The sequence below is a fragment of the Porphyromonas sp. genome (assembly GCF_030529325.1).
GTDB lineage: Bacteria > Bacteroidota > Bacteroidia > Bacteroidales > Porphyromonadaceae > Porphyromonas_A.
The window spans coordinates 1-14,571 of record NZ_JAUMXC010000019.1 but is presented as its reverse complement, the minus strand read 5'-3'; the positions used below and the strand labels follow the sequence as shown (position 1 = coordinate 14,571).

Below are 14,571 nucleotides of genomic sequence, written 5' to 3'. Positions count from 1 at the left end.
TATGTCTTTTGATACACTAAACAGCCTTTTCCCTTTTCTATATCATCAAGGTATAGAAGTTCAGGATATCCCCATACGTCTTTTTTATAGTGCCATCTTAGGGGTTGTGATCGGTTATAACCGCCAGATCCGATATCACAATGCCGGGCTTAGGACATTCGCCCTTATAACTGTGGGTTCTTGTATCGCTATGCTCTGTTCAATATATATCCCATATACATTTGGGATGGGGGATTTTACCCGTATTGCAGCTCAGGTTGTGTCGGGTGTTGGTTTTTTGGGAGCCGGGGCAATAATCCGAGGACGAGGAAACCATATTCAAGGGATGACGACAGCAGCATTGATATGGGTTTCTGCGGTATTGGGTCTTGCAGTCGGTGCCGGTATGTACATTACAGGGCTTTTGATCACTTTTATTGTATTGTTGATACTCATTACTCTCGAAAATCTTAAGTCAAGACTTGAGATCAATCTGAGTGAAGTGACATTGACATTGTTGTTCAGAGAACGCATCCACGACTGTTCTGATATAAAGGAAAATATACTAGCTCATGGTATCAGGATGCAGAATTATTCGATAGAGGTCGATAATGATAAAAATATGAGTACTTATGTTTTTCAACTGCGGTGTAATAGTGATGAGGATATCACCAAGTTGCACAAGGTCTTGAGTGCACGTGAGGATATCCAACTCATAAAGATTGAGAGATAATATTAGATTAGTATAACTTCTGTTACAAGGAACAAAGACAGATATTTTTTATCTTTGCCAATCGAGTAAATTAAAAACTTCGTGGGAAGTTAAAGCATAGAATATATGAAAAATTGGTTGAAGTATCTCATTGTGCTGGCATGGTTGGCTGTGTTGGCGGTGATAGTAGGTACAGCTATTATGTTTGTCATGATAGCAAAGGGTAAGATAGGGTATATGCCTCCTATTGCTGATTTGGAGAATCCTATCGATAAGTATGCCTCCCAGGTAATATCAGAGGATGGACAGATGCTTGGAGCTTTTGCTCTTAAAAATAATAACCGCATCTATATTACATACGAAGATTTATCTCCACACCTTGTCAAGGCTCTTGTCGCTACCGAAGATAAGAGATTTAAGGATCACTCCGGGATTGATTTCAGGGGGCTCATGCGCGCTGTTGTCAAGACGGGGGTGCTTGGGCAGAAAAATTCCGGAGGTGGTAGTACAATCTCACAGCAGTTGGCAAAGCAGTTGTATTCTCCACAAGCCGGAAATATCTTTGAACGACTTTTACAGAAGCCTATAGAGTGGGTGATCGCCGTAGAACTTGAGCGTTACTATACTAAGGAGGAAATTATCAATCTTTATCTCAATAAGTTTGACTTCCTCTATCAGGCTGTTGGTATCGAGTCTGCCACAAAAACCTATTTCAATAAGACTCCTAAGGAATTGAGTATTCAAGAGGCTGCAACTCTTATTGGGATGTGCAAAAATCCTTCGTTTTACAATCCTGTACGCTACCTCGATCGTACCACCGAAAGACGTAATGTGGTGCTGCAGTTGATGGCTGACAGTCAGTATATCACCCAACACGAGTGTGATTCTATCTCCAAACTGCCACTGAATCTTTCTTTCAGTGTCCAAAATCATAAAGGTGGATTGGCTACTTATTTCCGAGAATTCATTAAAAAAATAATGATGGCAGATAAACCTAATCGCCGCAATTATAGAGGATGGATGATGGAGCAATACACTAGAGATTCACTTGCTTGGGAAACTCAACCTCTGTATGGGTGGTGCAATAAAAATAAGAAAGCCGATGGTTCTTCGTACAATATCTATACAGATGGATTAAAGATTTATACCGGTATCAATGCTCGTATGCAGCAATATGCTGAAGAGGCAGTTTTTGAACATTTTAGTGGAACTCTCCAACCAGAGTTTTTTAAGGAGAAAAAAGGTCGTAAGACAGGTCCTTTTTCCGCTAAAATCTCTGATGATGAGCGCAAGTCCATCATCTCTCGAGCTATAGAGCAAAGCGACAGATATCGTCATTTAGATTCTGAGGGCTTGAGTAAAAAGGAGATCCTTCAAACTTTTGATGAACCCACGGAGATGACCGTGTTTACGTATGGAGGTCAGAAGGATACGATAATGACCCCTAGGGACTCTATCCTTTACTATAAATCTTTCTTGCGCACTGGTTTTATGGCCATGGATTCAAGAAATGGCGAAGTTAAAGCGTACGTGGGTGGAATTAACTATGGTGCTTTTCAGTATGATATGGTTACTGCCGGTCGTCGACAAGTTGGCTCCGTAATGAAACCACTTTTATATGCAATGGCTATGAATGAAGGTTTCAGTCCGTGTGACCAGGTCCTTCATGTACAACCTCAACTTGTGGATGAGAATGGCCGGATTTGGTCACCTCGCAATCCTGGAGCAAAACGTGTCGGAGAGATGGTTTCTATAAATTGGGGATTGCAAGTTTCTGATAACTGGGTGACAGCATGGCTCATGAGCAGACTTTCTCCATATACGTTTGTTGAACTCCTACATTCTTTCGGAGTCACAGGTAAGCTTGATCCTGTTGTTTCAATTTGCCTTGGTACACCAGATATTTCTGTTGCTGAAATGGTAAGTGCCTTTACGACATTCTCAAATGGAGGTATACGAGCAGAGCCGATCTTTGTGACACGAATCGAAGATCAGTACGGCAATATCATTGCTAATTTCAGCCCAAGAATGAACGAAGTGCTGCCAGAAGCTGCGACATATAAGACTCTCCACATGCTTAGAAGTGTCATTGATGGCGGGACAGGTAGTCGTATGAGATTCAAGTATGGAATCCAGGCTGAAATGGGAGGAAAGACAGGTACAACACAGAACAACTCAGATGGTTGGTTTATGTGTTTTACTCCCTCTCTTACTGCGGGGTGCTGGGTAGGAGGAGAAGATCGCTCTATTCACTTTGATCGTATGGCTCATGGTCAAGGAGCCTCTATGGCTTTGCCTGTTGTGGCTTCATTTTTCAAAAAGCTATTTGCCGATCCAAGTATGATGTATAATGCTTCTGAGAAATTCCAGGTTCCGGAAGCATACAAGAACCCTTGTGCAGAGGAGTCATTGGAGAGAAAGCCCACAGACACTCCTACTTCCGAGGGAATAGATGATTTATTCGAGTAGGTAATATGATTGATGCCCCTTATGTGTTTTCTGCATTAGGCACATAAGGGGCATTTTTTATTCTCTATTTTATACCCGATTTGCGTGTCATTAAAAAACTCTTCTCATAAAGCCCCAAAAGGATGTCTAACTTGAGAAATCAGTAAGCACATCAGTTGCTCGATATAGGTAAGTCGATTTCGTGCTTTAGCCTTACTTTTTCTCAATCTTTTTGCCTTTGATTTGTTCTACGATATTGCAGTCATAATGAGATATTAAATTTACCTATAGCGAATTTGTGTCTGTTAATAAAGGAATGCATTCCTTTAAAAAATAATCACTGTTTTGTGAACTATCCGGACTGTTCATCTGTTATAGCTACAGTATTGAAGCATTTAAAACTACATTAAACTTAATGAACAGAATATTGCCCATTGTCGCATTGGGAGTTATTGCAGCTCCTTTAATTTTTACCGGTGCTACTGGTAAGTCAGAAAAGTCTACAGCTGCTGTAGAATATTGTGATGATGGGGCTAAAACACCTAAACAGATTAGAAATATGAAATTTGAACTAGTAAAACTACCTTATGCAACAGACGCTCTTGCTCCAGTGATCAGCAAGCGTACAGTAGAACTACACCACGGAAAGCACCTTCAGGCATATGTGGACAATCTCAACAGACTTATCGAAGGAACACCTTTCGCTGATAAGGATCTTGTGACTATTGTTAAGGAGTCTGATGGTGGTATCTTCAATAATGCCGGTCAAAACCTCAACCATATCCTTTACTTCCTGCAGTTCAGCCCAAACGGTGGAGCTGCTCCTACAGGAGAGCTTGCCGATGCAATTGCTGCGACATTCGGTGATTTCGAGAAATTCAAGGCAGAATTTGAGGCTGCTGCAGTCACAGTCTTTGGCTCGGGATGGGCATGGTTGGCATGTGATAAGGATGGAAAGCTCCAAATCACAAAGGAAGCCAATGCGGGTAACCCTGTAACTAAGGGTCTTGTGCCTCTCATGGGTATCGACGTATGGGAGCACGCTTATTACCTTGACTATGAGAATAGAAGAGCCGAGCACCTCAAGAAGGTCTGGGACATCATCGATTGGAATGTTGTAGCCAAGCGTTATCAAGATCGTGGTCAAGAGCTGATCATTACCAAGTAATTTGATCTAAAGCAGATACAAACTAAACGTATAGACAGGAGGGCGTGCTCTGGTTGACAAGGCCAAGACACGCCTTCTATACTTTAATACAAGACATACACAATTATAAAATGCTATCAATAATAGGGATTGATCACAAAACTGCTCCGATAGATATTAGAGAAGCATTCTCTTTTGTCCCTGCAGATGCAGTGGACTTTTTGCGTCGCGCAAAGTCGCTGAAGATCATAAATGGAGGAGTTTTGATCTCTACATGTAATCGCACCGAGATTTACGTGGATAGTGATTTGGAGCAGAAGGAGTTGGAGCATCATTTGATCCGTTATGTTATGGAGTACAAGAAGATGCCTAATACCCACAGACGCTACTTTTACTTTATGTCTGAGTCAGATGCTATTCGACATCTGTTTGCATTAGTCGCCGGATATCGTTCGCTTGTTCAAGGGGAGACTCAGATCGTTGGACAGGTTAAGGAGGCCTTATTTCTTGCAAGATCGGCCAGTGTTACCACCAATATCATACTACGTCTCTTTGATAAGGCCCTTGAGGTCAGTAAGGTGATACGTACCACCCATCCTGTCAAGGCTGTCAATACCTCTGCCGGTGCGGCAGCCGTCGAGTTTATGAGACTAAAATATGGTGATGGACTAAAAATGGGGCGGACACTTATCTTGGGTGCCGGACAGATGGCGGTCACAGTGATTCAAAGCCTAAAAGGATTAGGAGTAAAAGACTTGGCGATCTATAATAGAACTGCAGATAGAGCTCTGAAGTGTGCTGAAGCTAATGGTATTTCTCAAATTTATCACGGCGATACTTTGAGTACCGCTCTCCGTGGTGTACGTTGGCTATGGGTTGCAACATCAGCATCGACACCAATTATAGACAAGACTTCACTCGGAGAAGGCGTGGTTCCCATAGATATCTTTGATATGGCTCTCCCTCGCAATGCCGCAGAAGATGTCGCAGAGGTTTCCGGAGTTTCCTTGTATTGTATCGATGACTTGGGCTCTTTGTATTCGGAAGCAAATACTGTGATACCTGACTCTGTCAGAGAAGTGTTAGATACGGCAGTCATGGAATACCTCCAATGGAGAGATGGACTTACGATCCGAGACGTGTATAGCCTGATTCGTTCGGACATAGATGATATTCTTGCACAAGAATTGGCCAATTTGCCGGTTGATATAGGTGAAGAGATCTCAGAAGCAGTGAATAAGCACTGTTCTCATCTTTCGCATGTGTACTCTACCACAATGATCTCGCGCCTTCGTAAGCTGACAGAGGATACCAAAGATCCTATATATGCGGAGGTTGTACGCAAATTACTGACGATGTGATATGAGTGTAAAAAGGTCGTATGTTATAGGTACTCGTGGCAGCCGCTTAGCTTTGTGGCAAGCCAATGAGGCCAAAAGAGCAATAGGAGCTAAAACAGGAGCTTCTGTAGAGATTAAAGTGATCTCTACGAGAGGAGATGAGAGGTTGGATATAAGCCTGCATTCCAACACCCTCTCTAAGGGTTTATTTACTCAAGAGCTTGAAGACCAGCTATATAGTCATGATATTGACTTTGCTGTGCACAGTCTTAAGGATCTTCCGGTGGAGATGGACGAGCGTCTGTGTCTTGCAGCCGTGATGAGGAGGGAGGATCCTCGAGATGTCATCATTGCTAACTTTAAGGTCTCTTCTATCGGGGACTTGAAGGGGCAAAGGGTAGGGACATCAAGTCCTCGACGTGTTGCACAGCTTAAAATGGCTATTGGGGACGATGAAAATACAACAGAATTTTTACCCATTAGGGGAAACGTTGAGACTCGAATAGCCAAGCTCAGAAGTGGAGAGTATGATGCTATTGTGATGGCAGCTGCAGGTCTCAAGAGACTTGGACTGGATAGAGAGGTGTCCCTTTACATTGAACCTGAGATTGTAGCTCCGGCTCCTGGTCAGGCGGCTATTGGGATACAGTGCGCCAAAGACAACCTTGAGGCGTGCTCTATAGCCAGAGCTGTCGATGATGAGTTGAGCCATCGTATGACTGGTTATGAGCGTAGACTACTAAGCCTCTTAGGTGGTGGATGTGCTATCCCTTTTGGGGCGTTGTTTGCTTACGAGAGTGGTAGGATCAGAGGGATGGCTTTTTTTGCCCATGAAAGTAATCGTAGGGGGAAGCGTTATGAATTTGTTGCTGATGATCCCTTAGCTGAAGGCTTTTTGTCAGAAATTGCAGAGAAGATAAAGGGATGAGGAAGTTTGGTATCATCGGTCGTGAACCGAAATTGGTAAATGATATAGTCAAACAGGTAAAAGATGTATATCCGGAGCTTGATCTGTTGTGCTTACCTCCGATACGTACTTGCCAAAATGAGGATGTCAGATTGCCCCAAATTGCAAAGGATCGCAGTTGCATTATTTTTTCCTCTCCTCGGGGAGCTCAACACTACATAGATAGTTTTGGTCTTCCAAAGGGAAGAGTTGTTACTATCGGTCAAGCAACAGAGCTTTTTTTATCTTCTAAGGGGGTTGAAGTCTGCTTCAGACCTTCGGTGGAAACTTCTCAAGGTTTGGTGGATGAATTTTATCCTATTCTCGAAGAGTATGATCGAAATTTCGGCATTCAAACGGTAATTGTTCAGCCAACCTCAAACATTGCAGGGATATATATGAGGAATTTTTTTAGCTCTAAAGGCTATGAGTATTACCTGATACCTCTCTATGAAACAACTCCCCATCCTGAGTTTGTCCAAAAGCTTCAAGAAGTACCGAAATGTCCCGACTTTTTTGTATTTTGCAGTCCCTCTGGCGTACAGGCCTGGTCAGAGGCATTAGAGAAGGTTTCTTGGAGTCTTGATGAGGATTTTGTTGCTGTCAGCATCGGGCCTAAGACCAGTCAGGCTTTGATTGATTTGGGATATAAAAATATTCGTGAGGCATCCACACCTCACTCTGAAGATATCGCAAAGGAGATAATATTTTATTTAAAAGATCAAGAATAATATAACCATATAATACTTTTAGACTTATGTATCCAGAAGTAAGACTTAGACGACTCAGATCATCTGCGAATATGCGTGATTTGGTCCGTGAAACAAGACTACATCCATCAGATTTCATTCATCCCCTTTTTGTGGTGCATGGACAAGGCATCCGTAAAGAGATTAGTTCTCTTCCAGGGCAATATCATTTGTCAGTCGATGAGTTGGTCAAGGAGTGCAGAGAGTTATATGATCTTGGTGTGAAAAGTGTAATGCTCTTCGGGATCCCCGCTCATAAGGATGCTACAGGTAGTGAGGCTCTGCATGATGATGGGATCGTACAGCAGGGATTGGTGGCTCTTAGGGATGAGTTGCCGGATATGATCACCGTTGCCGATATATGTATGTGTGAGTATACAGATCATGGGCACTGTGGTATCTTGCACGGGCATGAAGTAGATAACGATGAAACTGTCAAATATCTTGTACAACAGTCGGTCTCTATGGCTCGTTGTGGTGCAAAGATGATCGCACCTTCAGATATGATGGACGGTCGTATTGCTGCTATCCGAAAGGGCCTCGATGAGGCCGGTTTCTCTCATATACCAATCATGTCTTATGCTTCGAAGTTTAGCTCGGCGTTTTACGGCCCTTTCCGTATCGCAGCTGATTCTGCTCCTTCATTTGGGGATAGAAGAGGCTATCAGATGGACCCTGCCAATGGAAGAGAGGCGCTCAGAGAAATAGAACAAGATATATTGGAAGGTGCCGATATTATCATGGTAAAGCCGGCTTTAGCATATCTTGATATTTTGCATGAGGCATCACAGCGCTATGATCTGCCTATGGCTGCTTATCATGTTAGTGGTGAGTATGCTATGATTAAGGCCGCAGCTGAAAGGGGATGGATAGATCATGATAGAGTTATGATGGAGAGCCTTCTTTCTATTCGTAGAGCAGGTGCAAAGATTATTCTGACCTATTTTGCTAAAGAGGCTGCGCAGTATTTGAGAAATAACCCATAAGTTTCTTTTGTCATATTATGATATTTGAAAGATCAAAAGCCCTATTTCAAGAGGCTTGCAAACATATCCCGGGAGGGGTTAATAGTCCTGTCAGAGCGTTTAAATCTGTTGGAATGACGCCTATATATATCCAACATGGTAAAGGTGGTCACATCTATGATGTAGATGGCAACGAGTATATCGACTTTATTTCTTCATGGGGCCCTCATATCCTTGGTCATGCACATCCTGCGATGATCGAAGCGATAAAGATGGCGGTAGAAAAGGGAACAGGTTTTGGCGCATGTGTAGAACAAGAGATACACATGGCTCAGAAGATCAAATCTTTCTTCCCAAGTATGGATATGGTCCGTATGGTCAACTCCGGGACTGAGGCGACAATGAGTGCTGTACGTTTAGCTCGGGGATACACTGAAAGAAACTTGATCATAAAGTTTGATGGATGTTACCATGGGCACAGCGATGGTTTTCTTGTACAGGCCGGTTCAGGAGTGCAGACTTTTTCTTCTGTGCAGAACAATGGTGTGACAACAAAGATTGTTAGTGAAACTTTGGTCGCAGAATTCAATAACATAGAGTCTGTCAAAACTCTTTTTGAGAAATATCCCGGACAAATAGCAGCTGTTATCTTAGAACCGGTTATGGGAAATATGGGGGTTATCTTACCGGATATTGCTTTTTTACAACAGCTCAGAGATCTCTGCACTTTGCAGGGTACCGTACTTATCTTTGATGAAGTCATTACTGGGTTTAGACTATCCAGAGGTGGTGCGCAAGAATACTACGGAATCATCCCAGATATCACATGTCTTGGTAAAATCATTGGTGGTGGGCTTCCTGTAGGTGCTTTTGGAGGGCGTCAAGAGATTATGGAGGTTCTTTCCCCTAATGGTGCAGTCTATCAGGCAGGGACTCTGTCCGGAAATCCCTTGGCTCTTGCCGCAGGATGTGCAATGTTGGACGAACTATCCAAGCCTGGAGTATACGAAGAGCTAGATCGTAAAGCCCGTTACTTCTCAGATAAAGTATCTTCTCTTGTTGCGAAATATCCTGAGGATCTTAGGTACAACACCAGTGGTACTTTATCGACCATTTTCTTCACTGGCCGAGATATAACCAACGCTGAAGCTGCTCGTTCTTGCAATACCGAAATGTATGCGAAATATTTCCGAAAGATGATAGAAGAGGGAATCTACTTACCTCCATCACAATTTGAAGCCATCTTTGTTTCAGGTGCACACACTGAGGAGGATTTGGACCGAGCTGTTGTTGCACTCGAGAAGACTCTTGTATCACTATTCTAATTCTTGTTTCAGTTTACAATACATAGTAAAACATCATACAATGTCAGACGATAAGAAGATCATTTTCTCCATGATTGGGGTGAGTAAGATCTATCCCCCACAAAAGCAAGTTCTTAAAAATATATATCTTTCTTTTTTTTACGGCGCTAAGATTGGTATTGTTGGTCTCAACGGAGCCGGGAAATCGACACTTCTCAAGATTATAGCAGGTATAGATAAAGAGTACATCGGCGAAGTCGTTTATGCATCTCCGGAGTATCGAGTGGGTTATCTTGAGCAAGACCCTAAACTTATCGATGGCAAGACTGTCAAGGAAACTGTCATGGAGGGTGCCGGTGAGGCTGTAGCTCTTTTGAAAGAGTTTGAAGACGTCAACAATGCTTTTGCTGATCCTGAGGTCTTGGAAGATCCAGACAAGATGGAAAAACTTATCGAGCGTCAGGCAACACTTCAGGATCGAATTGATGCTATCGATGCATGGAACATCGAAACTCGAGTCGAAAGAGCTATGGATGCTCTTCGTTGTCCTCCAGGCGACTCTCTTGTCGATCATCTCTCAGGTGGTGAACGTAGGCGTGTTGCTTTGTGTCGTCTCCTCCTTTCTCAACCGGAAATCCTGCTGCTTGACGAACCTACCAATCACTTGGATGCCGAAAGTATAGATTGGCTCGAGCAACATCTCCAGCGTTATCCTGGTACAGTTATCTGTATTACTCACGATAGATACTTCCTTGATCATGTTGCAGGTTGGATACTTGAACTTGACAGAGGTGAAGGTATTCCTTGGAAGGGTAACTATTCTTCTTGGCTCGAGCAAAAATCCAAGCGTTTAGAACAGGAGGACAAACAGTCAGGCAAACGTGCCAAGGCACTTGCTCGCGAGCTTGAGTGGATTCGCATGGCTCCAAAGGCTCGTCAAGCTAAGGGTAAAGCCCGACTTAACTCTTACGAAAAGCTTCTCAATGAAGAACAAAAAGAGAAAGAGGCTAAGCTTGAGATCTTCATTCCAAATGGTCCTAGGCTTGGAAATAAGGTCATCGAAGCTCAAGGCGTGAGCAAGTCATTTGGTGACAGGACCCTCTTTACGGATCTCAATTTCATGCTCCCTCCCAACGGTATCGTAGGTGTCATTGGTCCCAATGGTGCTGGGAAATCCACGATGTTCAAGATGATTATGGGCATTGAGAAGCCTGACACAGGCACGTTTGAAGTTGGTGAGACCGTTACTATCGGATATGCCGATCAGACTCACAAAGATATTGATCCTGAAAAATCTGTCTATCAGGTTATTTCCGGAGGGCAAGAGACTATTCGTGTCGGAGGTAAGGAAATCAATGCTCGTGCTTATCTGTCAAGATTCAATTTTACGGGAGCTGATCAGGAAAAACTTTGTAAGGTCCTTTCAGGTGGTGAACGCAATCGTCTTCATCTTGCATTGACTTTGCGTTCGGGAGCGAATGTACTTCTACTTGACGAACCTACCAATGACATCGATATAAATACTCTTCGTGCACTTGAAGAAGGATTGGAAAACTTTGCCGGTTGTGCTGTCGTCATATCTCACGATCGTTGGTTCTTAGACCGTATCTGTACGCACATATTGGCCTTCGAGGGAGATGGTAAGCCATTTTACTATGAGGGGACATATACAGAGTACGAGGAGGATAAGGTGCGTAGACTCGGAGATGCAGCAACAGCAAAGACCCGCTACCGCAAATTGGGGGAAATGCTGTAAGTAACCGAGTAAACAGTAAATATGTAGAATATGCAGGAAGCATTATCTGCCCTGTGGACCTCCCAGACTATGGTCCAGACCCTGATGTTGATATGTCTTGTCAGTGGTATTGGTTTGTATTTGGGTAAGTTGAAGATTTCTCGCTTCACTCTCGGATCGGCCTGCGTCTTCTTTGTTGGGATATTGGCTGCACATTTTGGTGCAAAAGTCAATGATGAGATGCTTCATTTTGCTCAAAACTTTGGACTAATACTCTTCGTGTATGCATTAGGAGTACAGGTGGGGCCGGGTTTTGTAGCTTCATTCAGACGAAAAGGCTTGGCTCTCAATATGTGGGGGTTAAGCCTTATTCTTTTGTCTACCCTAGGGGTCGTGGCACTGTATTATGCCACAGACATTGGTATAGAACTCCTGATGGGCGTCTTGAGTGGTGCTGTAACTAATACTCCGGCCTTAGGAGCTGCACAGCAAGCCGTCATACAATCTGCGCAAAGTCCGGATATATCCTCTCTTCTGTCGGACATGGCACTTGCTACAGCTATTACTTATCCTTTTGGGATAATAGGTGTTATAATTGTCTTGGAAATACTAAAGAAGTTTTTTGCTCATAAAGATGTCGCTATCGAGGGTGATGAACCTCATCACTTTGTCGGAGAGTACTATGTGCGCAACCCGGAGATTGCCGGCAAAACGGTGGCTGAGATCCATGAACTTGTTAATATCGATTTTATTATCTCTCGACTTTGGAGACATGGTAAGATATTTCAACCATCATCTGATACGGTTTTGGAGCTTGAGGATCACCTTATTATCGTGTCAGACGAGACAGATGCTCCACGTATCACCGGTTTCTTTGGCGGTAGGGCTACGGAGAAAGAGCAGGTGGATTGGGAATCTGACAAGGAAATACAGTTGGTCTCACGGCGCTTATTAGTTACCAAGTCTGAGTTTAATGGAGTAAAACTTTCCAGCCTTCGACTTCGCAACCGTTATGGGGTCAATGTGACGCGTATCAATAGAGCAGAGATTGACCTTGTGCCTACCCCTATGCTCAGATTACAGATAGGGGACAGACTCACAGTCGTCGGACGGAGCGAAGATGTCGAGCGTTTGGCCAAGCGAATAGGGGATCAACTTAAGCCTCTTGATACACCATATCTTATAAGCATATTTTTAGGAATATTCTTGGGGTGTGCACTTGGAAGTATTCCCATTATCCTGCCGGGTATCTCTAATGGAATCAAACTCGGTATTGCGGGTGGCCCGATTATAGTCGGGATTCTCATGGGAGCATACGGATCTCGACTTAAGCTCAACACGTATATTACTCAGAGTGCAAACCTTATGGTGAGATCCATGGGAATTGTTATTTACTTGGCTTGTCTCGGACTATCATCAGGAGCCAATTTCTTTACTACTCTTACAGAGGGAGGAGGGCTGGTTTGGCTAGGATTGGGTGCTATACTCACTGTAGTCCCTACGTTGCTTGTCGGATTTATGGTTTTGAAATATACAGACTATACTTTTGGTGCTGTTGGTGGTCTACTATGTGGCACGATGGCGAATCCTATAGCTCTGGATTACCTTAATGCTCAGGCTAAAGACGATGTCCCCACTGTGAGTTATGCCTCTGTCTATCCGTTATCCATGTTTCTTCGGGTTATTATAGCTCAGCTTGTTGTGAGTGTTGTTCTATCGTAGATTTATGTGGAAGGCGACTTCGGTAGTTTTATGTTGAATTAAAAGAGAGTGATATTGTAGATCCTCCACTATACTTTTGTGTCAAATAATCAGGGTTGACGCATTAAAATAGTTATCCTCGTAGAGCGTTATTCTAATCGTAGATCAAATCGTAGATCAATATGTACTCCGAACTCTTTTCGAGCCTTCACCTGATTCCCGACCCAGGTATCGACCGCAAGAAAGTCTATCCACTTGATTTTATTCTACTTATTGTATTCCTTTCGACCATATCGGGCTGTAATTCGTGGTACGAAATGGAGGATTAGGCTTTAGAATACGAAGAGGGACTCAAAGCCATTTATCAAGCTCTTAGCGGTCAATCTTTTGAACAGAGTATGCCCACGCACGATACGCTGCAGCGCTGTATGAGTCTCCTCTGCCCCGAATCCTTTGAAGAAGCCTATCGTACTTGCTTAGAAGAGTTTATTTCTAAGACCTCCGGCAAGCACATTTGCATTGACGGCAAAACGATGCGAGGGGTGAAGAAACTTTCATTTGACACTCAGTCTCACGTGGTTTCATCTTACTCTCCGAGCGATTTATCCGCTTTGGCACAGGTATATATTAACCGCAAGGACAACGAAATCATCGCCATTAAGAAGTTGCTCACTTATTTGGACTTATAGGGTAATTACCTCAGCATCGATGCCATCGGGACTCAGATAGAGATTGCAGAAGAGATTGTCTCCCGAAGTGCTCATTACGTCCTCTGTGTCAAGGCTAATCAAGCCCATAGTTTGCAAGAATTCGAGTCATATTTCTGCCCTCTATTTCAGGCGCATATCCAAAAGGAAGAGCAAGTCGAATTGGGACACGGACGCATCGAAACACGTTGTTATGAGAGTATTGTTACGCCTTTGTCGTTGGAGGATAACCCGATTTTGGCACGTTGGTCGGGCTTAAAGTCTATTCATCGTGTTAGCCGAAAACGAGAGGATAAGAAGACGGGTAAATGCAGTTGCGAAGTGGTTTATTACATCTCGTCAAGTACAGATTTGGGAGCGTATTAGAGAGGTTATTCGCAATCATTGGACTATCGAAAACAAGTTACATTACTGTCTTGATGTCTTTTTGAGGCAGGATGCCTCGCAAAAGCGGTCTAGGAATATTGCTCAAATAATGGATAAGGTGCAGAAGTATAACTTGTTCTTATACGAACGTTTAAAGCAAGTTCTCAAGGCATCAATACCTCGAATACAGAAGAAACTCGCAAGACTAAGACCCCAACAAATACTACAACTCAACTTTTAATGCGTCACCCCTGGTCAAATAACTTAAGGAAGGCTCTGTAACGAAGTAAGGAACTTTCGATTGAAAGTTCCTTACCTTGGCAAATCAAAGTAAGGAACCTTTTGGACATCTACTTTTCTTTACCTCCTCAAGGGGAACTTCCCATCCATAGATTTATGGGAGACTATAGATAACCGTGGATACTGTCCTAAAAAAGTGTGTAAGCCCCATTAGTCCTTAACTTTGAGGTAA

At 43.3% G+C, this 14,571-nt stretch carries 10 protein-coding genes and 1 pseudogene; all 11 read left to right on the top strand.

Going from position 1 to position 14,571, the window contains the following annotated elements; all coding sequences use genetic code 11:
* The first annotated feature begins 1 nt into the window (after position 1).
* On the top strand, positions 2-712 hold the full coding sequence (locus Q4A14_RS04545; RefSeq protein ID WP_303170265.1) for an MgtC/SapB family protein: 711 nt from the start codon (positions 2-4) through the stop codon (positions 710-712).
* A 180-nt stretch (positions 713-892) separates the two neighbouring features.
* On the top strand, positions 893-3,160 hold the full coding sequence (locus Q4A14_RS04540) for a transglycosylase domain-containing protein (protein ID WP_303170296.1): 2,268 nt from the start codon (positions 893-895) through the stop codon (positions 3,158-3,160).
* Between the two features lie 538 nt (positions 3,161-3,698).
* Positions 3,699-4,307 (top strand): superoxide dismutase, encoded by a 609-nt coding sequence (locus tag Q4A14_RS04535; protein ID WP_368492355.1) that lies wholly within the window; start codon positions 3,699-3,701, stop codon positions 4,305-4,307.
* A 110-nt stretch (positions 4,308-4,417) separates the two neighbouring features.
* Complete coding sequence (hemA, locus tag Q4A14_RS04530) at positions 4,418-5,647, top strand: glutamyl-tRNA reductase (RefSeq protein ID WP_303170264.1); 1,230 nt, start codon at positions 4,418-4,420, stop codon at positions 5,645-5,647.
* A 1-nt stretch (position 5,648) separates the two neighbouring features.
* Positions 5,649-6,554, top strand: coding sequence for a hydroxymethylbilane synthase (gene hemC, locus Q4A14_RS04525; RefSeq protein WP_303170262.1), 906 nt, complete (start codon positions 5,649-5,651; stop codon positions 6,552-6,554).
* Positions 6,551-7,303 carry a uroporphyrinogen-III synthase gene (locus Q4A14_RS04520; RefSeq protein WP_303170261.1) on the top strand — a complete coding sequence of 251 codons (753 nt, stop codon included), beginning with the start codon at positions 6,551-6,553 and terminating at the stop codon, positions 7,301-7,303. The genes hemC and Q4A14_RS04520 overlap by 4 nt, the downstream gene beginning before the upstream one ends.
* Positions 7,304-7,329: 26 nt before the next feature.
* Positions 7,330-8,307 carry a porphobilinogen synthase gene (hemB, locus tag Q4A14_RS04515; protein ID WP_303170259.1) on the top strand — a complete coding sequence of 326 codons (978 nt, stop codon included), beginning with the start codon at positions 7,330-7,332 and terminating at the stop codon, positions 8,305-8,307.
* Between the two features lie 17 nt (positions 8,308-8,324).
* Entirely contained in the window at positions 8,325-9,611 is a 1,287-nt protein-coding gene (hemL, locus tag Q4A14_RS04510; protein ID WP_303170256.1) for a glutamate-1-semialdehyde 2,1-aminomutase, read from the top strand.
* 40 nt (positions 9,612-9,651) lie between these two features.
* Positions 9,652-11,346: an energy-dependent translational throttle protein EttA gene (gene ettA / locus Q4A14_RS04505; RefSeq protein WP_303170254.1), complete on the top strand. Its 1,695-nt coding sequence runs from the start codon at positions 9,652-9,654 to the stop codon at positions 11,344-11,346.
* Positions 11,347-11,415: 69 nt separating this feature from the next.
* A complete protein-coding gene (locus Q4A14_RS04500) occupies positions 11,416-13,047 on the top strand; it encodes a putative transporter (protein WP_303170252.1) in 1,632 nt (543 codons plus the stop codon).
* A 161-nt stretch (positions 13,048-13,208) separates the two neighbouring features.
* A pseudogene (locus Q4A14_RS04495) lies at positions 13,209-14,340 on the top strand (ISAs1 family transposase).
* Positions 14,341-14,571 lie beyond the last annotated feature (231 nt).